The 22409-nt window shown below is 37.4% G+C and carries 17 protein-coding genes; 7 read left to right on the top strand and 10 right to left on the bottom strand.

From position 1 onward, the window contains the following. Positions 1-13: 13 nt before the first annotated feature. The gene (locus QM481_RS18590; protein WP_283382852.1) at positions 14-1312 is read right to left on the bottom strand and encodes a Fic family protein; all 1299 of its coding nucleotides are present in this window, start codon (positions 1310-1312) and stop codon (positions 14-16) included. A 158-nt stretch (positions 1313-1470) separates the two neighbouring features. Beyond that, positions 1471-1944, bottom strand: coding sequence for a hypothetical protein (locus QM481_RS18585; RefSeq protein ID WP_283382851.1), 474 nt, complete (start codon positions 1942-1944; stop codon positions 1471-1473). A gap of 159 nt (positions 1945-2103) precedes the next feature. Here QM481_RS18585 and QM481_RS18580 point away from each other — a divergent pair, with 159 nt between their 5' ends. The 4 genes from QM481_RS18580 (at position 2104) to QM481_RS18565 (ending at position 7878) form a co-directional block, all read left to right on the top strand. Continuing rightward, the gene (locus QM481_RS18580; RefSeq protein ID WP_283382850.1) at positions 2104-2502 is read left to right on the top strand and encodes a hypothetical protein; all 399 of its coding nucleotides are present in this window, start codon (positions 2104-2106) and stop codon (positions 2500-2502) included. Between the two features lie 275 nt (positions 2503-2777). Continuing rightward, a complete protein-coding gene (locus QM481_RS18575) occupies positions 2778-5126 on the top strand; it encodes a TonB-dependent receptor (RefSeq protein WP_283382849.1) in 2349 nt (782 codons plus the stop codon). 64 nt (positions 5127-5190) lie between these two features. Then, positions 5191-6738, top strand: coding sequence for a PepSY domain-containing protein (locus QM481_RS18570; RefSeq protein WP_283382848.1), 1548 nt, complete (start codon positions 5191-5193; stop codon positions 6736-6738). Positions 6739-6795: 57 nt separating this feature from the next. After that, positions 6796-7878, top strand: a complete 1083-nt coding sequence (locus tag QM481_RS18565; protein WP_283382847.1) for a PepSY-associated TM helix domain-containing protein — start codon at positions 6796-6798, stop codon at positions 7876-7878. Positions 7879-7964: 86 nt separating this feature from the next. Here QM481_RS18565 and QM481_RS18560 read toward each other — a convergent pair whose 3' ends face one another. Then, on the bottom strand, positions 7965-10151 hold the full coding sequence (locus QM481_RS18560; RefSeq protein ID WP_283382846.1) for a TonB-dependent receptor family protein: 2187 nt from the start codon (positions 10149-10151) through the stop codon (positions 7965-7967). 410 nt (positions 10152-10561) lie between these two features. Next, entirely contained in the window at positions 10562-11071 is a 510-nt protein-coding gene (locus QM481_RS18555) for a hypothetical protein (RefSeq protein WP_283382845.1), read from the bottom strand. 77 nt (positions 11072-11148) lie between these two features. On the opposite strand from QM481_RS18555, the gene QM481_RS18550 reads away from it, so the two are divergent. Together QM481_RS18550 and QM481_RS18545 are read left to right on the top strand one after the other, a co-directional pair. After that, the gene (locus QM481_RS18550) at positions 11149-12312 is read left to right on the top strand and encodes a cytochrome-c peroxidase (protein WP_283382844.1); all 1164 of its coding nucleotides are present in this window, start codon (positions 11149-11151) and stop codon (positions 12310-12312) included. Then, entirely contained in the window at positions 12309-12755 is a 447-nt protein-coding gene (locus QM481_RS18545) for a molybdopterin-binding protein (RefSeq protein ID WP_283382843.1), read from the top strand. The genes QM481_RS18550 and QM481_RS18545 overlap by 4 nt, the downstream gene beginning before the upstream one ends. A 173-nt stretch (positions 12756-12928) precedes the next feature. On the opposite strand, the gene QM481_RS18540 is transcribed toward QM481_RS18545, so the two are convergent. The 6 genes from QM481_RS18540 to QM481_RS18515 form a co-directional block, all read right to left on the bottom strand. After that, entirely contained in the window at positions 12929-13951 is a 1023-nt protein-coding gene (locus QM481_RS18540) for a hemin-degrading factor (RefSeq protein ID WP_283382842.1), read from the bottom strand. Next, entirely contained in the window at positions 13939-14784 is an 846-nt protein-coding gene (locus QM481_RS18535; RefSeq protein WP_283382841.1) for a heme ABC transporter ATP-binding protein, read from the bottom strand. Before QM481_RS18535 ends, QM481_RS18540 begins: the two co-directional genes overlap by 13 nt. Before the next feature lie 226 nt (positions 14785-15010). Then, a complete protein-coding gene (locus QM481_RS18530) occupies positions 15011-16096 on the bottom strand; it encodes a FecCD family ABC transporter permease (protein WP_283382840.1) in 1086 nt (361 codons plus the stop codon). Positions 16097-16100: 4 nt separating this feature from the next. After that, the gene (locus QM481_RS18525) at positions 16101-16937 is read right to left on the bottom strand and encodes a heme/hemin ABC transporter substrate-binding protein (RefSeq protein ID WP_283382839.1); all 837 of its coding nucleotides are present in this window, start codon (positions 16935-16937) and stop codon (positions 16101-16103) included. Positions 16938-16989: 52 nt separating this feature from the next. Then, positions 16990-18384 (bottom strand): HmuY family protein, encoded by a 1395-nt coding sequence (locus tag QM481_RS18520; RefSeq protein WP_283382838.1) that lies wholly within the window; start codon positions 18382-18384, stop codon positions 16990-16992. A gap of 37 nt (positions 18385-18421) precedes the next feature. Continuing rightward, positions 18422-20707, bottom strand: coding sequence for a TonB-dependent receptor (locus QM481_RS18515; RefSeq protein ID WP_283382837.1), 2286 nt, complete (start codon positions 20705-20707; stop codon positions 18422-18424). Positions 20708-21464: 757 nt separating this feature from the next. Here QM481_RS18515 and QM481_RS18510 point away from each other — a divergent pair. Beyond that, positions 21465-22409, top strand: a complete 945-nt coding sequence (locus QM481_RS18510; protein WP_166550751.1) for a ParA family protein — start codon at positions 21465-21467, stop codon at positions 22407-22409.

Here is a 22409-nt window from a genome sequence, read left to right as displayed (position 1 = left end):
AATGCCTGACAACTTAAATCCTGTAGCGACCAAGCATTTGTTTAAAACTTTCGGCACGAACAAAATGCTGTTTCTTTTTATTGACTTGTATGACCTCCAAAAAGCCCAAATCGACTAAAGCTTTTAAATCTGTACGAGCAGTAAAATCAGAAACACTGAATCTACTTTCAATCTCTTTGATTGTCATAATTCGGTCGGCATCATCATAAACCAATTTTAGAATTTGTGCCATACGGTCGTTTACCGAAGGTATTTTCATAAACTTAGCTGCTTGGAAAACCTCTTTTTGTTTTCTGTTTATATATTCTTTCAAAGCAGCATAGGCTTTTTCCATTGTTTTGAAATGATAGGTGATAAAATAGCTCAAATCATTTTCGTCTATTTCAGTATATAAATAGGCTTTTTCATACTGCGCTTTTGAATCTTTAATAATTCTAGAAATAGAGAGGTATTCCGTTAGCCAATAACCCTTTTTAAGCATATACCAATAAAACAAAGCACGAGCCGTTCGACCATTGCCGTCGCTAAAAGGGTGTATCCAACCCACCATAAAATGAATAATACAACCTTTAATAATTGGATGAATAAAATCTTCACCATCGTTATTAAAAAAATCGCACAAAGCTTGTATTAGTACTTCTAATTCGGCGTGAGGCGGGGGCGTATGCACAACTTCACTGGCAAAATGATTTACCACATGAATTTCGTCATTTTCACGAAATTGCCCCTCTTCTAGTCTATCTTCGAGCGTTTTATTTGCCACAAGCTGATGAATAGCAAGCATTTTGGCTGGCGTAAGTTCCTCATTTTTTGCCTGAACAATATGTTTCATTGTAATGAAATTGTTCATAATCATTTGCTCTGATTTATTCTGAGGGCGCCTTTCTTGTTGAATCATCTCTTTAGCACGCTTGCGCGTTGTACTTGCACCTTCCATTTGGCTACTCGATATAGCTTCCTCCATGATTGAACTAATCACAAATTTGGTTTTGTCAGTCTCTGCAATACCGATATTACTCCCCAAATTGCCTCCCAAATGCATATCAAATTGATGTAGCGTTCTTTGCATGTAATCTGTAATCACATACTTAAAACGATACTTTCCAAATTGGACTGTCGTACTTCTGAGGTTTCTATGCAATTTTACCGCTGCCCATAATGCCTGAGGACTATGATATCTGTCACGATATTTAATTTTATCCCAATACAGATAATCGTCTTGAATTTTTCGTAAAGTCCCATCCTGCCAATATGCTTCCATCAAAGCAATGGTTTCAGGATTGGTTCGATATGTAGGAGGCGATTCAATCATTTTTCAAGAATAGAAAAAATACGAATGTAATGTTGCTACGCAGCTTTTCTTTTTTTCTATAAACAAAAATACTAAAAATTGCGAGATTATCGGATAATCTCGCAATTTTTAGTATTCAAATAATACTGATGCTAGTTTTGCCTTATCGATTCTATCTCCTACCACGAAAAATCTCGAAAATTTGGTCGGCTCGTCAGCGGTGAAAATGACCAAGGTATCGAACTTAGAATCAATAAAAGTGCGATACCAAACCAAAAGAACATAGTACTATGTTTTCTATAATCTCCGTCTTGCTTCTTGACTTTTGACGAACCAATTGTTAGTATAATTACAGCCGAAATCATGACTGTAATGTGTTCTATTCCAAAAAAGCGAATTTGTCGCTCATGCACTGCCTTTCCAAAATTATTCCAGAAATAACTTACAATCGGGCTTACGGCATACAAAACTACGCCGATCGTGAGTTGAATATGTGCTGAGATTACTGTTAATAGCCGAAGTTGATCATCTTTTCTCGAAAAAACTAGTTTGTCTTTTTTTCCAATATAAGTACGAAAAACACTAGCTATTAAAGTTACTAGCACCACCCATCTCCAAAACGAATGAAAAGCCAAAAGAAAGGAATAAAGCATAATTTGAGCATTTATAAATATTAATAAAGTACAAAATTCGAATAAAAATATTGAACATAACTAATAAGAATCAGGGTTTCTTCCCAGATATATCAGTATATCTATTTGCTAGATTAAAAAAGCTGGATTATCTTTGTCCAGAAAATTTAGACCAAAATTTTGAAGAAACAATACAACATAGCGGCTTTGCTTCTTGCTATTCTCCTGTTTATCAGGATGATGGCAGTACCATTGGTGTATGTTGATTACAATCTTCGTAAAGACTACATTATCAAAAATCTTTGTGAGAATCGTTTTAGACCCGACTTGCACTGTGATGGTAAATGTTATTTGGCTAAACGTGTGGCAGCTGCTGACCAAAAAGAGACTTCAGAAAAAGGAATGGCTTTTGCCAGAATTCTCCTTGAAATTCCATGTATTGTACCTACAATTAATCATAATTTAGTACTCACAAATGACATTATTGAGATAAAAAAGAAACACTCTTTTCCTATCTACAGCAATAATTACACTTCTATCTATTTCAATTTTCTCCTCAAACCACCGACTGTGGCTTAATTCCTCATTTTATTGGATTTTTGGTAGTACTGCATGGCAATTGTCTATGTTGTGGTTAACCTCTTGGGTTAGTCCAAAATATATGTTTTTGTTTTCAAAAAACATATCAGTCGACTATTGATCTTTCCAAATAAAAATCAGGTAAGATAAAATCCTACCTGATTCAACTTTCCATTTTCATACTAAGACATTTCGTTGCATTTGCTGAAAAACCAGCAAATAGGCACGAGTATGCCTTTAGTACTTTTTTCCAATTTTAAAGTTAAAACATTATTATGTATTTTTTACGTATCCTGTCGGTTATGCTATTCAGCGCAATCGCATTCATCACTAATGCCCAAATCACAGGGAAAGTTTTTGACAGCGTTACTCATGAACCTTTAATCGGTGCTAATATCGAAGCAAATGGTGCTGGCACAGTTACTAATCAACAAGGTCAGTTTAGTTTAAAAAGTAGTCCAGCTAGTGTAACTGTATCTTTTGTTGGTTATAAAAAAACAACGATTTCCACGGCTAATCAAAAGACTATATCAATTTCGCTAGAACAAGAAATCCATGATTTACAACAAGTTATAGTTACTGCAAACCGTGAGGCAAGTTTACGAACCGAAGCCCCTATTGCCATTAGCAAATTAACCCCAAAGCAAATAGAGGAAGCAAAACCTACGGCGATTTATGAAGTGGTGAACAAAACTCCTGGGGTTTTAATGGTAAACCTAGGCAACGAACAACACTCTATGTCGATACGCCAACCTATGACCACCAACGCCTATTATTTGTATATGGAGGATGGTGTTCCGATTCGTCCAATGGGTGTCTTTAATCATAACTCACTGTTGGAAATGAACCAGTTTACAGTAAGTTCAATCGAAGTCGTAAAAGGCCCTGTATCTTCTATTTACGGACCAGAGGCTGTTGGTGGAGCTGTAAATTTTATCTCTCAAAGACCTACAGCAGTACCAACCGCACGTGCTGGCGTTCAGTTTGACCAATGGGGATTCCGACGTGTGCAATACGGTGCTGGCGCAACAATTGGCAAGTTGGGTGTGTACATAGGAGGATTGGTATCAGACCAAACTAACTCTTGGATGGCAAGCTCTGATTATACCAAAAATGCACAATACGCTCGTTTAGAATACCAAATCAATCCTACTTCACGCTTGATTTATACCCTTTCTTATGCAAAATATAATTCGCAAACGAGCGGTAGTGTCGATAGTGTAGCATTCTATAATCGACAATATGTTAGTACGACAGATTTTACCTATCGTAAAGCGTACTCACTACGCACTAGATTGACTTTTGAAAAAGATTGGGCAAAAGGTTCTCAAACATACATAACCGTTTTTGGAAGAGATAATGAACACGGTCAAAATCCAAGCTATGGTATTCGCTGGACTTCAGGAGCTACTACCGCAAGAGGCGAAATCAACTCTAGCAATTTTAGAAGCTTAGGCTTGATTACTCAACATACTCAGAAATTTGATTTTCTTAATTCAAAACTAATCGTAGGAGCGAGCATCGACTACTCTCCTAATGATTACTGGTCATATCAAATCGACTTGGCGGCCAAATTGAGAACCGATGGAAAATCAGTTGAAAAATATACAATTACTAAAGAACGTCCCGATATCAAAATTGCTGATTATAACGCAAAAATCTATAATACAGCAGCTTATCTACAATACGATTTTGAGCCAATCCAAAAACTACATGTATCGGCAGGTTTGCGTTATGACAATATGTCTTTTGACTATGTGAACAATTTGGATGTTGATAAAACTACTGGATTGGGTATCGGAGGTGGCAAAACCTATACCAATGTAACGCCTAAGTTAGGCTTGACCTACGACCTTGGCAACAGCAAAGGTGTTTATTTCAACTACTCGCAAGGCTTTGCTCCTTCTGGCTTGACGGCCATTTTCCGCAAAAGACCAACTCCTGCTGCAAATGGCGATTTGTTTTACTACAACCTTATTCCTGCAACATTCACCAACACTGAAGTCGGTGGTTGGGCTTCGTTGTTCAAAAACAAAGTATATGTCGACGCATCGATTTACCAAATGGACGGTCGTAACGAATTGTTGAGTATTCGTCAACCTGATAATTCAACAGACTATCAGGCAGCAGGCAAAACAGAACATAAAGGCATAGAATTGGGTATCACCTATCGCCCTAACAAAGAATTGTCGATTAGAGGTGGTGGGACTTACTCGGTGCACCGCTTTATCGAATTTACGTTGAGCCAAAAAGCTACAGATGCGATCAAAGATGTAAACGGAATGGATATGCCTTCGGCACCCCGTTGGATGTGGAATACCGAGGTTAGTTACTATCCTACGTGGTTTAAGGGCTTAAGAACAGCTTTAGAATGGCAACATGTTGGACAATGGTATCAAAACCAAATCAATACTGTGACTTACGGTGGATATGATTTAGTCAACTTCCGTGTTGGTTATCGTTGGAAAGGCTTCGAGGTATTCACCAACATCATGAATGCCACTGATGCACTTTATGCCACCAATGCTACAAGAGGTAACGCTTCTACCGACCGTACCACCTTCACTCCTGCTGCACCACGCACTTTTGTGATGGGAATTCAATACAGTTTTATCGGAAAATAATTCATAAAGTGTTTGGTTACAGCGGATAAACTTGTAACCAAACATTTTCTCAATCTAAGAAAAAATGTCACAATCAATAACTTCAGATTTTGAGGATAAAAACTCAAAAAGTCAAAAGACTGGGTTCAAAAAATGGATTCAACGCAATATGTACCGTTGGCATCGTATTATTGGAATCATAGCGCTGGTTCCAACTATATTTTGGACAGCTTCAGGCGTAATGCATCCGTTTATGTCTCATTGGTTCAAAACCAAAATTGCTAATGAATTTTACAAAGCTGAAACTACTAAACAAGACGAGGTAAAACTAACCGCTGGACAAGCTCTCACACAAAACCAAATTACTTCTTTCAAAAATATTCGTTTCGTCAAGTTTAATCAGAAAAGTTATTATCAAGTAAAGGACACCAAAGATAACTCGCTATATTTCAATACAATAGACGGAAAACCATTACTAAATGGCGATATATTATTTGCAGAACAGATTGCACGTTTTATGTTGGCAGACTCCACAAGCAAAATAAAAAGTATTGAAAAACTAACGGAGTTTACCGAAGAATACCCTTACGTAAACCGAATTTTACCAGCCTACAAAGTATCCTTTGATAGACCAGACAAAATGGATCTTTATGTAGAAACAGAACAAAGTCGCTTTATCGTTTTTAACGATGCTAAAAGAAAAGTTTTTATCAAAATCTTTGATATTTTCCACAACTGGGATTTTCTGAATGCTATTAGTAACAATACCATTCGAATCATTGTGATGATGATTTTTTTAACAATTATTATTGCATCAGCTGTAGGTGGTTTGGTAATTTATGGCTTTATGTGGGGTAAATTTAAGCCAGCAAAAAAGGAAAATCAGGTAAGTATATTTAGAAAATACCACCGTTCTATTGGACTCTGGACTAGTTTTGTCACTTTTACTTTCGCCTTTTCAGGAATCTATCATGCAACAAGGAAATTTACACCCGATGAAAGACTGAAATACGTAAGCGAACCAATCATGCAGACAAAAGCGATAGCCCAAGATTCATTAGTGAACTTAAAAGGCGTCAGTAATATCTCTTTGGTAAAAATGAATGAACAGATTTATTGGCAACTCATCAAAAAGAACTGGGAGACCAAAGAAACGAGCTTTGAATATCTCACTGTCAAGGAGCATAAACCATTGAAAGATGGTTTTAAAGTCTATGCCGAATATCTTGCTAATCAATTCTCAAATCGTGAGGCAAAAGGTGGTGAAGAATGCTGTGAAATGATGGATAACAAATCGTCTATGTCATTGAGCGATGCGGATTTAAAGGAAGCTAAAATCATTAATAAATTTGCAGGAGAATACGGCTTTGTTAATAAAAGGCTGCCTGTTATAAAATTAGCCTATAATACTTCCGAAAATACGACCTTTTACATTGAGCCAGCCACCAATCGATTGGCGGCCAAAGTGACCGATGCTGACCGCCGTGAAGGATTTTCATTTGCTTTCTTACACAAATACAATGGTTTAGAAAGCCTCGGAAAAGATATCAGAGATGGCGTTATGACTTTAGCAGCCTTTGGAGTACTGGTGGTAAGTATTTTTGGTCTTGCCATTTTTATTAAAACTAAATAATTTTCATTTATCGGCTATCTGTTGACTGGTAGCCGATTTTTATGGACATCAACAATCATGCGTATTTATCGAAATATTTATAGTGTTCACAAATGGTTTGGCTTAGTAACTGGAATTTTCTTATTACTCTTAGGCGTAAGTGGCTCACTATTAGTCTTCAAAGACGAGCTAGAGCACTTTCTGGATCATGAATCTACAAAGGTAGTTCCTACAGGTAAACCTCTTTCTTTAGATACTCTTTATCAGGTAATTGTCAAAGAATATCCTCGATTAGATGGGGCGTCTTGGATAAATCCTGTGGCTTCGCCAGATGAATCGTATAAGTTTCGTTTATATCTTAACGATGCCAAATTGATGACTTATGATTTGGGAGGACTGAATATCAACCAATACACAGGAAAAATCATCCGAACAGGGCGAAGCGATACTTTTGTAACAGGGTTGATAGATTGGCTATTTCAATTTCATTTTTCTTTCCATTTAGGAATGCCAGGAGCAGCGATAACAGCCATTATGGGGATTTGTATGCTTATTTCGATTATTACGGGCTTGATTGTTTACCGAAAATTTATTTGGAAAGTACTTACTTTCAAAGTGCAAATAAAAACCAAAAACTGGCGTACTATTTCCTCGGATTTACATCGAATTGTGGGCGTTTGGGCTTTGCTTTTCAATATAGTCGTGTTTTTTACAGGCTTTTGGATGAATTTATTTGCTTTTGAAACAGAAAAGTGGAAGGTAGAAAAGGAATTAGCTCCCGAGAATACCCTTGTAAAAGTTTCAATCGACAAGATGTATCATGAAGCCCGACTAAAAATGCCAGATTTAGTCCCTAATTATGTGTATTTCCCAACACAACCCGAAAAGAAATTTAATGTTAGAGGAAATATCGCTGGGCAAAATGCCTTATTTGCAGGCGGCAATTTTATAAAGTTTGATGCTCAAACAGGCCAATTCAGTAGTATGGGACGGTTTGAAGAAATGGAATTTTGGGACAAAATCGAAGCGCTGCTTTATCCGCTCCATGTGGGAAACTACGGAGGTATTTTACTCAAAATACTTTATGTTATTCTAGGACTCAGCCCCGCCCTATTGTCAATTACAGGATTTTTGCTGTGGTGGAGAAAGGTGAAAATGTGATGATTACCCGTAGAGGCACAATACATTGCGTCTCTACGGGTGAAATACATTCCAAAATAATCACTCATCCACTCAATCACAAATCACTAAATCTTAATCGTCAAAGACAGTTGCATATTACGTCCGTCTGAAGGCCAAATACCTGGACCAGGATAGAATAATGGTCTTTTGGTAAAATAATGCTCGTTTGTAATATTATTGATATTCATTTTCAACTGAATCATGTCGCTTAGTCTCCAAGCTGCATTTAAATCAAGAATACCATACGAAGGAACCAAGCCAATAGCACCACTTGCATTTGGGGTACGGGTATTGAGCGCATCGGCATAAGTTTCGGATGTGTAGCTATACAAAAGTGTAGAACTAATCGCACCGATGTTGACAGTAAGCCCATTGCGTGTAATTACCGCAGGAACACTCTCAATTTTATTACCTACCACAGAAATATTCGCATTACCCGTTTTGACTTCCCCAGAAACATATTTTCCATCCATCAGTGAGGTCGAAGTAAAGATTGATAGAGAAGATTTTTTACTCAAATTCCAATCTCCTTGAATAAAAATCTCTAAGCCTTTCGTTTCAGAGTTTCCGATATTGGTACGGTACGTAATAAATGTACCTGTTTCATCGGTAATTCCTAAGGTTCCAAAACGATTATCGTATCTCAACAAAAAGCCTGTAACGTCCCATTTCAAAAAGCCTTTGCGTCCTCTGTAACCTAATTCGAGGTTGTATCCTTTGGCATCCTTGATATTTTGATCGACTTTCTCATAAATAGAACTTGGTACTAAGTCTTTAAAAATCATTGGTCTGTACATTTGCGAGAATCCTCCATATACTTCACCTAATAAACTTGGCTTGTAGCTAAAGCTTGCTCCCAACAAAGGGTATTGGTGCTTGATAGATACAGGAATTTTATTTTCTGGATAATAGGTCATTGTACCACTCATACGGCTCTCTCCCATTTCAACCCGTGCCCCTGCATTCACTTTCAGATTTTTCAGAACATAAAAACTATTTTCTGCATAAATAGCTACGTTATTGGTAGCAAAATGCAGGTCTCTTCCCCAAACAGGGTCAACTAAAGTTAAATCATAGTCATCTCCAGTTGTCCCCTTGCCCAATTGCGTACGATGCAAATCGTTGGTCATTACCTGAACACCACTCGCCAAATTACTTTCCACTTGACCTATTTTGTAATGACTCAAGACACGCAACTCATTGGTAAAACTATTAAAACGGTCAATGTCTACCTGACGATTAGCGTATTGTAGAGTCGCACGGTTTAGTGTATCCTGAATGGTCGCTAGTTTATCAAACATCACGCTATTTCTAGTTCCAATAACTGCCGAAGAAGTAAACTCTACAGTGGTATTAGCACTCAAACGGTAAGTTGCTCTAAACGACGGAACATTAATTGTAGGACTAAAATAGTTGCGACTACGTGTTGCCTGAGTCGGATCAGTTGCAAACATGGCATCCGTTAATGGCCCTGGAATACGGTATAAATAGCTGGAACGTGCCCATTCCAAACGAAAATTCCATTTTTCGTTTGGTGCAAACTGTACCACAGCCCCCTGAGCATTCATGTTGGTGTGCTCATAATCACGATATCCGTCTCGCGATTTTTGAAGAAAATAAGTATAATATTTCCATTTTTTAAGCGTTCCTCCCAACGATACATAATTGCTCAGAAGATTATAGGATCCTGCTGTCGAAATAGCTTCTAATTCAATAGCTTTATGGCCACTAGCTTGCTTACTAACATAGTTGAGCATCCCGCCAAACTGCGCTCCATATTGCAACGCACCCGTTCCACGAACCAATTCAATACGTTCTACGCTTTCCATGGGCACACTATAATGGCTTGCAGGATAGGCATACATATCCGAATTGGTAATAACGCCATCTTTACGAATATTGAATTCCCAACCTCGGTGTGGGTCTAGTCCGCGCGTCGAAATATTGACCTGATTCCCCGTTCCATCCATGTCGTACACAAATACACCAGGGACTTTGGCAAAAATCTGACGACCTGTTTTGTCGGTAATACTGGCGTTCAATTGTGATACTTTTAGGACTTCGCTTTTCTTACCTTCCATGATATACGTACCCGTAATTCCAGAAAGACGACCTATGTCTTCGTGAAGACTTTTTCCTTCTACTGTAATAGTTTGTAACTCTTTAGATTTAGTAGAATCAGTCGTTTGAGCATTGGTTTTTATAGCCCAACATGATATAAATAATGTAGTTGTAAAATATTTTAAATTCATTTCTTCTCTTCAAAACGTAATAGTTCACTTATTAGATAAAAGCATAACTCTCGGCTCAATTTATGAGTCGAGAATTAAATAAAATTTCATATTAATTATTTTGTATTTAATAAACATTAAAAATGAATCTGCTAAAACTTTTATCAAAATAGGCTATTTGGCTTAACTCTTCCTCTTACTTTTTGTCTTGAAACAAAAAGTAACCGCAGCGGCGGCCGCAAAAAATTCAAGAATTTATAAACTCGCTTCGCTCAAACAGTATAAATTCATTGCTTACGCCAGTAATTTTACGAAAGTTTAAACATCTTCATTATTGCAAAATCATTTCATAGAATTTAAAAACAAAATTATTTATAAATCATTATGAATGATATTTTAATATTAAAAATACAAATTAATTATAAGTATAACTAAAAACACGGAGGTTTGAGAAGCTTCAAATAGTAGGAAAAATGATACAAAGTAGAATAATAAAAAGTCTTTTTTGTATAAATAAAGGAAGTACTTTTTGATAAGGAAACAGTAGAAAAGGTAATGTTAGGTAAATATTCTACTACTAAGTTTTTACAGAGTTCTAATGCTTTTTGGATAGGATCAGAAGTTGGTGTTTGTCCACTTTCTAATTTAACTTCTTGCGCAATTTGTTTGATTTTTTGAGTGGCTTTTTCATTCAATTGTAATACTGTAATCAAACTATCATTTCTATAGATTTTTTCCACTACACTATAAAACTTTCCATCGTGCTCTACCAAGGCTCTTCCTTCTACCCTATTATGAAAGTCAAAGGTGTAAGGCAAAATCATTGGCATACCAACTTCTATTTGTTCAGAAACAAGATCTTCCTGTTCAATTTGAGGCGTTTCATGAACCATCAACAAAGCAATACTTTTACTAAAAATAGAATTTAGTAATAATACCAATAGAAATATGCTTGTGAGTGCTCTCAATATTTTTATAGAAATTTTAACAAAAATAACATTTTAAACAATCTTCACCAATGATTCAAATCATTAACTTTTCTATTTTCATTCCATATTCGCTATATTTGTACAAATACAACGAATATGGAATGAAAAAGCTTAAATGGTTCGTACTTGCGAGTTCGATACTTACAATACTGATGGCTTTTGTCTCGACAGAGCTCATTCCGAGAGGCGAATATCTGTTAGAATATCCCAAAAACTTTGGAAATAGATTTTCTATTCCAAGCGATAACCCAATGCAAAAAGAAGTGGTCTACCTAGGACGAATGCTGTTCTATGAGCCACTTTTATCTGCCAATAACCAAATTTCATGTGCCAGTTGTCATCAACAAACCTTAGCTTTTACTGATGGAAAAACTCTGAGCGTTGGCGTCAGTGGAAAAACCACCAAACGCAATAGTATGTCACTCGCCAATTTGCTTTGGGTTCGACAATTGTTTTGGGATGGTAGATCATCAAGCTTGGAAGAACAAGCCATGGGACCACTTACGCATCCTGATGAAATGGCTCAAAGTCTAGCTGTCTCGTGTCAAAAACTTGAAAAGACTAGGTTATATCCAGCACTATTTTTAGAGGTTTTTCATACAAAAAAGATTACACCCGAACTCATTACAAAATCTATTGCTCAATTTGAAAGAACCCTTATTTCAGCCAATGCCAAATATGATCAATATTTAGCAGGAACAACATCACTTAACTCTCATGAATCCAATGGATTAAAACTATTTTCAAGCTTACCTCAACCTGAAAATGGCGCTCGTGGCGCTGGTTGTGTCCAGTGCCACGGGGGCGCCAAAACCTATATCGAATTATTCCATAATAATGGACTTCTCATTGATGAAAGAGATTTGGGGCGTTTTGAAACTACTCAAAACACCATTGATAAGGCAAGGTTCAGAGTTCCAACTTTGAGGAATATTGCCCTCACAGCACCTTATATGCACGATGGCAGATTTAAAACACTGGAAAGTGTGCTCGATCATTATAACGAACATATCGAGAATGTTCCGAATTTAAGCCCTTTTTTGAAAAATAATACGAACGAAAAGAACGGAAAAAGTCTTGCATTAACGGTTCAGGAAAAACAAGATATTATTGCCTTTTTACATACACTCACCGATTCAAGCTTTATTCAAAATCCCGCTTTCGCGAATCCTCATAAAACACCAAATCCATGAAAAAATCATTATTTATCCTATTTTCAGTACTACTCTCCTACTCTATTTCTGCCCAAAAATTAAGAATTTTCGGAGAAGTACAGCAAGAAATCAACCTCGATGCACAAGCGTTGAGTAAATATCCTTCTTCTAATTTTGAAGTAAAAGACAAAGATCAAAGCAAAACTTATAACGCCGTGGGTGTTTATGAGCTATTCAAAGTCGCTGGCGTTACATTGGGAAATCAATTACGAGGCGAAAGTCTATCAAAATACGTCGTTGCAAAGGCTTCTGATGGCTATGAAGTGGTTTTTGCCTTAACCGAGTTTGACCCTGAGTTTACAGATTCACCTATTTTAATTGCACCCAACGAAGGGACTTTTAGATTGATTGTCCCAAAAGAAAAACGCCGAGCCAGATGGATTCGAGAATTGGCTTCTCTAGAGATAAAATTCGCTAAGTAACAAGAAGTTATTGGTTAATAGTATATCTGTTATTGGATTGAACACATAATCAGATGGATACTATCAAAAGGCACTACTAATTTAGTCTTTCATACTGCTTATACAATTCTCTGCTTTTTTTACTCAAAAAGAAATCGGTACCACAAACGGTACCGATTCTACAAAATCAATCATTAGTTTATAAATTTCTCCAAGGCTACTCGCCAAGCTTCTAATTCTGGTTTGCCTGGTTTTCTTTTTCCAAAAATCAAGGCAATTTGTTGGAAATTTTCATCAAATAATTCCAAACTTGTAACTATGCCATCGTTGGTTGGTTTCTTCACGAGCCAAGCTTCAGCAATATGATCTTCACGCAAATGTAGGTTGAATTGTGGATCCAGTACATTGAACCAAGGTCCCATAGATACCAACTTTTGCACCAAGCCTGTATGAATTTGAATACAGCCTTTGCTCGACACAAAAATCATAATATCTGTATTTGTACTTGATACTTCTTCTAGCACCTGTTTTACTTGCTCCACCGAAACTTTTTGTGCGTATCCTTCAGGTGCATAAGCCAAAGCTTGCTGACGATTTACCCCAAATTTTTGTAATAAAGGAAAAAACTGGTGGGTATCTTCCAATTTTAACCAAGCTTCCTGAAATGCCTCAACATCCAAATCAGGATTAGCTGGCGGAGCCATAAATTCAATTTCAGGAATTACCTCCAACAATTCTGATTGTTCAGTATCTCGAAAATTAGAAACAATGTCTTGGTAGGCCGCTACATTGCTACTTTCTTGCAAAAAGATTTTATGAACAGCATTTCCATTTTCATCAAAAAACTGAAGACTTTTGTTTTGAGACTCAACAGCAAAACCAAATTTCCAATGGCTCATGAACAAACGTAGGTCGATATCTTCGCCTAGTACCAACCCAACGTGGTTGTTGAATGAGACCTTTTCGTATTTTCCTTTGCGTTCGTGCACACAGCTTTCGTTACGAGTCAGCGCCATCACATATCCCAACGAAGGAATTTGTTTCATCAACTCTCTAAAATCCCCACTCAGTCGTACCACACCTTCACCAATTGAGGTGGCTAGCAATTCTGCTTCAGAAACACCCAATTGCTTGGCGGCGTCTCTTATTCTAACTTTAGGATTTTCGTTTTGAAAATTTTGATATATCTCTTTGAGAGAAAGGGTTACACTTGACATATCCTTGCTGTTTTATGATAAATATTTTCTTGAAATGGAATAATAAAGGGATAATCCAATTGGCTATCCTGAAATAATTTTACTTGAATCCCAAAGGTTTCATGAATAGCATCGGGTTGTAAAACCTTTTGTGTGACGCCGTAATCCACGATTTTTCCTTTTTTGAGTAATAGCACCGAATCTGCAAATTGCATCGCCAAGTTCAAATCGTGAAGAATCGCCACTACGCAAAAACCTTTATGCGTTAACTCTTTTACGGTTGTCAATAATTGTTGTTGATGAAATAAATCCAACCCTGTTACAGGCTCGTCCAAAAACAGATATTTGGGTTGCTCTGACCTATAATTTTTATCAAATAGCGATTCGTAGTCGAGCAATTGCGCCATGACTTTTGCCAAATACACACGTTGTTGCTCGCCTCCTGATAATGTATGTACAGTACGATTGGCAAGATGGGCGATACCTGTTTGGTTTAAACAATATTCCACAATAGCTCGATCTTGGGCGTTGGGTCGAGAAGTAAAATGCGGGTACCGACCCATCATTACCAAATCATCCACTTTGAATTCAAATGCTAGGGTATTTTGTTGTACTAATACTGCTCTTATCTGGGCTAGTTCATCCGAGCGATAAGTATTTAGATTACGATGTGCCAATCTAACTTTACCTTCTTGATAAGGCAATTCTTTACTCAATACTTTCAGTAAAGTAGATTTTCCAGCGCCATTAGCACCCATGATTGCCAAGAGTTTTCCACTAGAAAAGTTAAAACTCACCTGACTTAAAAGTTGTCGTTTGTTAATGCTATAATTGATATTTTGAACTTCAATCATGTTATAATGGGTTTGGGCAAACAGGTATCGGCTTTCGGCAGTGGGCTTTTGGAAAAAGCATGTCTTTGGTTATTAAAACATTCTAACACTCTTTGCCTTGTGCCTGTTGCCTAAACAATCTAATTCTGCATGAATAATTATTCCTATGACATACGTTGTAGATATTCTGCTGATTACAAGCGTATTCCAATAACTTATATACTATTAACTAATAACTCAATTTCTCCTATCGACGATTTTTGATAAGTATCGCGATAAAACTTGGCGTTCCAACAATAGCCGTGACGATGCCAATAGGCAACTCAGCTGGCGCAACAATCGTCCTTGCAATCAAATCTGCTAAAGTCAATAAAATAGCGCCCATCAACGCCGATGCTGGCAAAACAATTCGATGGTCGGGTCCCACCAGCATTCGGGTGATATGCGGAATCACTAAACCTACAAACCCGATTGTACCACAAAGCGCTACGGAAATTCCAACACCTAATGTTGTCAATAAAATCAATTGAATTTTCAAACGTTTGGCATTGATTCCTAAATGTTGTGCTTGACCTTCGCCTAAGGCAAAGGCGTTAAGCGATTTCCCCAATCTTGGAATAGCAACCAAAGGCAAAAAACACCCTATTGCGCCTACTTGAAGCGTTTCCCAAGTCGCACCACCCAAACTTCCTAGTCCCCAAAACTGAATACTTCGTAACTGAGCATCGTTTGCCAGATAAGTCAACAAGCCTGTAATAGCTCCACAAAGAGCATTGATGGCGATTCCTGCTAAAAGCATATTGGAAACAGAGGCTTTTCCTTCGACTTTGGATAATTGATACACTCCAAAAGCCGTTAAACAAGCGCCTATAAATGACATAATAGACATCCCAAACAGACCGAGCATTTGCCATTCGCTCAACCAATGAAGTTCTAACACAATCATTGATACCGCAAATAGCGAAGCCCCCGACGAAATACCAATCAGACCCGGGTCGGCTAATGGATTCCGAAAAAGACCTTGAATGGAAGCTCCTGTCATGCCCAATATCGCCCCTATCAAAATCCCCATCAATACCCTAGGCAAGCGAATTACAGTAAGGATTACACTGGCTTGGTCGTCGACAGCACCACTAACAAGTCCTAACTTTTGACCTAAAATATAACAAACATCACGGAATGAAATTGCTACTGCACCCAAGCCTGCTGCCCACAAACTTACAGTGATTAGTACCAATGTCAGACCAAGAAGAATGAGTCCATTTTTGGTAAAAGAGCTAGTTTTGCTTGTCAATAGCGTGTCTACAAACCGTACTTCAGCCGAATTATTCATAGATTTAAAGGTTAATTTTTTTATTCAGTTCCAAAACTGCTAAGCCTACTCTCGGACCAAAACCCGTTAGCATTGCTCCGTCCATGGTGATAAATTGCTTTTTCTTTCCTGCTGTAGTTTGTGCTACTCCAGGAATTTTTAATAATCCTGCTGTGCCATCAATGCTTTCTAAACCAGAATCAAACAATAGAATATAATCTGGATTAGCGGCTACCAGCGCTTCAGGAGTGAGTGGTTTGAAATTCTCAAAATCATTGACAGCATTTTGTGCTCCTGCCAATTCTATCAAACTTTTCACAGAAGTACCATTACCTGCCACCGACAATGCTCCCATACCTCGTGCGTAGATAAACAAAACTTTAGGCGAAGATTTAAGTTTTTTGACTTGCTTCAGTGACACATCAATTTGCTGCTTTAATCGTTGTGCTTCGGCTTTTTTCCCAAAATATGACGCTACTTCATCTATGAGTTTCTTCGTACCATCTACGGTATAGGTTTGAGTAAACATCTGAACTTTTACTCCCGCCGATTTGAATTGCGATTCTACTTCTGGTTTCAAAAAAGAACTTCCTTTTTCATCCTTTGTCCCAATTACAATGGTAGGCTGTAATGCCAAAGTTGCTTCAGCTCCTATGCCTCTGTTGTGTCCTACCTTCGGGAGTTTCTCGATTGAGGCAGGATAATTGGAGGTTACATCTGTGCCAACAATCTGGTTTTGCAAACCTAAGCCAACCAATATCTCTGTAACAGCGCCACTGATAGAGACGATTCTTGGTGTTTTTGATTGTGCGAAAAGAGAAATATTGCAAAGCAATAAATACCCTAAAATGAGTTTTTTCATAACCTTTTTTAAGTGAAAGTTCTTTTACACTTGATATCTTTTCTTCCTTAAACTACTGTGCTTTTTTCACCAATTTATATTCAATATTGGGATAGCCTCTTTCTCCACCATCAGCAGAAGTAAAGTTTAAAAACTTCAATTTATAGACATTTCCTGTGGCATCTTTTACTACATAAAATCTATCTGTTTTTACACCAACTGTTCCTGTAGTGGCTCTCCAATTAGCGCCAATTATCGAACGGTTATTGCTAAACGTTACTGTACTAATATTACTTTCGGCAAAGGCATCATAACTTACGGTACTAGTCAACACCTCTGCGGCTTGCACGCCCGCCAAATGGTTAATAAAGACTTGATCGGAAAAATAATAAGGAATATCTGCGGTTGCTGATAGTGCTGTTTTATACAAAGCTCCTGTCCATTGAATATCCCATTTTTCTTTGGCTGGCTCTACCGAAACAGGACTTGTGCTATCGAAAGAGGTGTACACAAACTGCAATGAAGCATCTTTAGCAATCGTCATAGTTTGATAGCTTGTTTCATTTAGTTTGGCATATTGTAAAGTATATCCTCCTGATGCATTTCTCAATACACGTAGTTTGATCAAGTCTTTCTTGGCAATAGCCCCACCAGTTCCTCTATTCAAAATATATACTTTATTGTCTGCATCAGTTGCCGAAACCGCTGCTATTACCGTTTTAGAAATATCTCCTGTCACATCATCCACCAAGGCAAAATGAGCTGTTTCATAACCGAGTGTCAAGTTTTTACCTACTGTATCGGCAGAGGAAACTTGATTTATATCTGTCTTAGTTGTTGCAATAGCTGTTGCAGCAGTCAGGTTATTAATTTTTACGGAAAAAGTATTTCCTGTATAAAAACCCAAATCCCAAGCAGCACGAGCTACAGCGGTTTGACTATTATTACTAAAGTCTACCCAAACGGAATTGACTGCCGAGGAACCTCCAGTTCCACCATTGAGTTTGAGTGTTGAGCCATCAGACACAATTGCTGTAAATTTCACGGTCAATTCTGCATTAATTCCAACCAAAATTGAGTTGGTCGTTGAAGCAATTTTTACAGCGAGTGACTCTGAGCCACTCAGAAAAATACCTGCTTTTTTAGTTAGTTTAAAAGATGTCTCGCTACTTCCCGCTGGGATTTGTAAAGTAATCTGATTATTACTTGCGGCAGGTTCTGTTGTAAACTCAGTTCCATAAGTAAGCCCTGTTGCCGCCAATTGTAAAGTAACAGAAGTCGCAGATTCTACAGCTCTCGAAAGCTTTACTTTGATCACTGATTCTGTTGTAGCGGCATCAATTCCTTGTTGTGTTGCTTCAAATTGTGCTAGGTTATCGGGTAGAGCAATCTCTGTGTCTTTGCATGACGATACCACCAAAGCACCACCTAAAAGTAATGCTCCTAATAATTGAGAAAAATACTTCATTGTTTTCGTTTAATTTATGAGAATGAGTTACAAAATTTTATTGATGAATCTGATAAGTTATACCTGCAAAATAGGAGCGTCCATAACTCATTGGCACGGGTCCGCTCGTACTATGCGCCGAGCCTGAGGTTGTACCTGTATTATTTAAGCGTGTAACATTCGCTAGATTCTTGACTCCAGCGTTAAGTTGAAAGCCATGCTTTAGTTTTTGGGTTATGGTAAAATCTGCCCAGTGAAAACTTCCTATCTCAGTCAACTTTGCTGTAGCATTCCCTTGTGCATCAGTAGTGGCTTGATAGGCAGGTTGCTTTCCTGTAAACTTATAAAACAAACCCAATGTAGTACCTGAGCCTAGTGTATAGCTCACATTGGTATTTACTTCTGGCGACCATAAAAAACTTTCCATAGCCGTATTCGCCAAGCTCTCGTTACTCAACAGTTGATTGTATCTGCCAATGTATGAAAGCCCCAAGCTGGCACGTAATTTTTGAGTTGCTAACGTTTGTTCAATTGTAAAACCAGTTGTTTTGAATCTGTCGATATTTATCGTTTGCGAAACACTTGGGTTCGTTGGATCAGTCCCATAGCTTATCAAATTTCTGAAATCATTATAAAATCCCGTCAACGTTGATTTATGTTGAAACTTCCCAATATTGCCTATTCGAGTCAGTGAGGCATTGAAGCTGTCTGAGTTTTCTGCTTTCAAATTAGGATTGCCTTTGATTGAATGACTTGCGTCAAAGAAATTAAAATATAGTTCTCTCAAGGCAGGAGCTCTAAATCCTTGTGCATACGCCATACGCCAATCCCAATGTTGACTCAATTTTATCTTCACATTCAATGCAGGTATCAATGGAGGAGCAGCATATACCGAATTTTTGATTATTCGAAATCCAGGACGAATCAACACAACTGAGTCAAGATTAATTTCTGGCGCTACAAATAGTGCATAGTCATTGATACTAGGCGAACCCTCAATTCTGGCTCCGCTAGCTCGGTCTGCATTGATTTCAAAACCAGCTTGTAAATTCAACAACTTCGACCATCTATAATATGCGGTAGCTCGCATCATAGCGTTATTAAATTTTGAAATATCTTGTTCTCCTGCACCAAGCGAAAGCGTTCTTTTACCCGTATTCAAATCCAAAATTGAGGTTTGTGTTTTGCGCTGATAGTCGGTATAGGCTGCTAAGAAATTTACCGTCAGTTTTTCATTTGCGTGCCAATTTCCTTGAAATTGGTGCATTAGTCTTGATGTTAAAAAGCGCTGGTCTCGTGCTTGATTCGTGTTGATGTTAACTGTTCCAAGATTGACAATATCTTCATCTAGACCATCTAATCGATAATAGAATTCAGCATTTTTCAATCGATAGCCCAACTTGGCATTCGCTAGCATTTGTGTTTTAGGCAACCATTCTTTATTTCTTCCTGTTGAACTACCTTGCCAGCCACCAAAACTTTGGTTGGTCAAACCTGCCGAAAAGGATAGAGCCTTATGTTGCCACGTTCCAGTAATACTTTGTAGATGTACGCCATTCCAAACATCTCCCACATTTTTACTAAAACCGTATTCATTTGCCACCGTTTCTTCTTGAACTTTAGCTGACAGACTCCAATGATTCGTATTTCCTTTTTTCGTAATAATATTGATTACCCCTGCCAAGGCGTCTGTTCCATAGTTGACCGACATAGGACCTTCCACTATCTCGATTCTTTCGATGCTGTTAATATCTATCTGATTCAAGCTTTCTCGTGTATCTCCACGGTCAAGCATCGGAACTCCGTCTAATAATATCTTGACATTTCTACCCGACATACCCATCAACTGAATATCCGTTGTACCTAAAGCCATATCATTCGAAAACCTGAAACCTATTTCATTATTCAAAACTCCCATCACATTGGTAGCTGCCCGCTGTTCTATTCTTGCTCTATCGATAACTCTTACTTGATAAACAGAATTACGGAGCGTTTGACCATGTGACTGTCCCGTTACAACTACTTCGTCAAGGTTCTTTACCGAAGGTTTTAAGGACACTTGGATTTTTGTAGGCTTCTCCCAATCGAGTGCATTCTCGACAGTTTCATACCCAACTGAGCTAATTTTAACGTGTTCCGTCTGCTTTTGAGTAACCTTTAAACTAAAACTTCCGTCTGATTTACTCACAGTTCCTTTGCCAGATTTTAGCAATAGGATAGTAGCACCTTCTATTGGGAATCCCTCCGTATTGGTAATTTTTCCTTCTACTATTATTTCTTGGGCAAATACTTGCCAGCTTGCTGCCAAACATAGCAACAATAACACAACACACTTATATCTCATGGATTTGACGCTAATTCAAATAAGTAATATTCTTAAATACTTTTATTATTTTTATTTAGACTCAATATAAATAACTATACAAAGGTATGTAAAAAAGAATTGAATTGTCAAGTATTATTTAGAATCATTTTAAATAATTTTCAAAATAGTCTTTATCATCTAGAAAATGGCCGTCTCATCTAATGGTCAAAATGACCATTAGATAGAAATGGTTTTTTGACAGATTTCTACGATTCTTCTAAAAGAAGAGACACTCGTCTAATGGTCAAAATGACCAATAGATAGAAATGGTTTTTTGACAGATTTCTACGATTCTTCTAAAAGAAGAGACACTCATCTAATGGTCAAAATGACCATTAGATAGAAATAGTTTTTTGACAGATTTCTACGATTCTTCTAAAAGAAGAGACACTCGTCTAATGGTCAAAATGACCAATAGATAGAAATGGTTTTTTGACAGATTTCTGCAATTCACACAAAAGGAGAGAAGCTCATCTAATGGTCAAAATGACCATTAGATAGAAATAGTTTTTTGACAGATTTCTACGATTCTTCTAAAAGAAGAGACACTCATCTAATGGTCAAAATGACCATTAGATAGAAATAGTTTTTTGATAGATTTCTGCAATTCGCACAAAAGAAGAGAAGCTTATCTAATGGTCAAAATGACCATTAGATAAGTAAAAATTTTCTTCATTATTTTGCATAAAAAATCATGCAAAATAACTATATTTGTATATAATTACATGCAAAAGAAATGATACAAGACCAACTGCTTAGATTTATCAGAAGGCGTAATGCCTTGTCGATTGCTACGCTTGAACGTGAAGCAAATTTACCTAAAGATACTATAGCAAAAGCACTTAAAGGTGAAAGAAAACTAAGTGATAAACACGTAGAATCTTTATTGCCAGTTTTGACAGCTTATGGCTACTCACCAGAGTTATTCGAGAAAGCCAGAGTTGTATCCGTTATCAATCACAAAGGTGGAGTAGGCAAAACTACAACTACTGGTTATTTGGGTGAAGCCATTGCTAAAAAAGGCTTTAAGGTATTACTTATCGACCTTGACCCACAAGGCAATTTGAGTCAGATTTTTGACGTTGATATCCAAGACGAAAAACAGGTGTACACTAGCTTGGTAAAACTTCAAGACCTACCAAGTTATCAGGTGGCAGACAACCTTTATATTTGTCCATCAGATATTGAGTTGTCCAAAGCTGAAACCGAGTTAATCAATAAAGTAGGAGGAGAGCAACGTCTTAAAATTCTCATTTCGAGGCTGAGTGAAAACTACGATTTCATTTTGATTGACTGCCCTCCGTCATTGAATATCCTTACGATGAGTGCCATGCAGGCATCTAATAGTTGCTTGATTACCTTGCTTCCTGAAATGTCAGCCTTGAAAGGATTGAATACTCTTTTGGAACGTGTTTCAGAAGCTAGACAAATCTTTAACCCTTCTTTGCAGGTGGATGGAATTGTATTTACCATGGTTCGAAACAATACCGTTCACAATGGAATCAAAGATTTAGTTCGTGAAGAATTTAATCATGTTCGTATTTTTAGTAATGAAATTCGACACTTGATTGCTTTTCAAAAAGCCCAAATTGAGCAAATTCCTATCAGGATGTACGACAAAGATTCGGAAGCTGCAAAATGTTATGATACCTTCTGTGCCGAATATTTAACCCTATTCTAA

Origin of the sequence: Flectobacillus rivi, from assembly GCF_030056655.1 — a bacterium.
Taxonomy (GTDB): Bacteria; Bacteroidota; Bacteroidia; order Cytophagales; family Spirosomataceae; genus Flectobacillus; species Flectobacillus rivi.
The sequence above is the reverse complement of the archived record's forward strand: the minus strand, read 5'-3'. Positions and strand labels throughout refer to the sequence as shown.

What these genes read in the sequence shown, in the direction of transcription:
- QM481_RS18560 (WP_283382846.1), bottom strand. Translation starts at nt 10,151, where the DNA reads ATGAATTTAAAATATTTTACAACTACATTATTTATATCATGTTGGGCT.
- QM481_RS18535 (WP_283382841.1), bottom strand. Translation starts at nt 14,784, where the DNA reads ATGATTGAAGTTCAAAATATCAATTATAGCATTAACAAACGACAACTT.
- QM481_RS18590 (WP_283382852.1), bottom strand. Translation starts at nt 1,312, where the DNA reads ATGATTGAATCGCCTCCTACATATCGAACCAATCCTGAAACCATTGCT.
- QM481_RS18550 (WP_283382844.1), top strand. Translation starts at nt 11,149, where the DNA reads ATGATTCAAATCATTAACTTTTCTATTTTCATTCCATATTCGCTATAT.
- QM481_RS18565 (WP_283382847.1), top strand. Translation starts at nt 6,796, where the DNA reads ATGCGTATTTATCGAAATATTTATAGTGTTCACAAATGGTTTGGCTTA.
- QM481_RS18525 (WP_283382839.1), bottom strand. Translation starts at nt 16,937, where the DNA reads ATGAAAAAACTCATTTTAGGGTATTTATTGCTTTGCAATATTTCTCTT.
- QM481_RS18540 (WP_283382842.1), bottom strand. Translation starts at nt 13,951, where the DNA reads ATGTCAAGTGTAACCCTTTCTCTCAAAGAGATATATCAAAATTTTCAA.
- QM481_RS18510 (WP_166550751.1), top strand. Translation starts at nt 21,465, where the DNA reads ATGATACAAGACCAACTGCTTAGATTTATCAGAAGGCGTAATGCCTTG.
- QM481_RS18515 (WP_283382837.1), bottom strand. Translation starts at nt 20,707, where the DNA reads ATGAGATATAAGTGTGTTGTGTTATTGTTGCTATGTTTGGCAGCAAGC.
- QM481_RS18545 (WP_283382843.1), top strand. Translation starts at nt 12,309, where the DNA reads ATGAAAAAATCATTATTTATCCTATTTTCAGTACTACTCTCCTACTCT.
- QM481_RS18530 (WP_283382840.1), bottom strand. Translation starts at nt 16,096, where the DNA reads ATGAATAATTCGGCTGAAGTACGGTTTGTAGACACGCTATTGACAAGC.
- QM481_RS18585 (WP_283382851.1), bottom strand. Translation starts at nt 1,944, where the DNA reads ATGCTTTATTCCTTTCTTTTGGCTTTTCATTCGTTTTGGAGATGGGTG.
- QM481_RS18575 (WP_283382849.1), top strand. Translation starts at nt 2,778, where the DNA reads ATGTATTTTTTACGTATCCTGTCGGTTATGCTATTCAGCGCAATCGCA.
- QM481_RS18570 (WP_283382848.1), top strand. Translation starts at nt 5,191, where the DNA reads ATGTCACAATCAATAACTTCAGATTTTGAGGATAAAAACTCAAAAAGT.
- QM481_RS18520 (WP_283382838.1), bottom strand. Translation starts at nt 18,384, where the DNA reads ATGAAGTATTTTTCTCAATTATTAGGAGCATTACTTTTAGGTGGTGCT.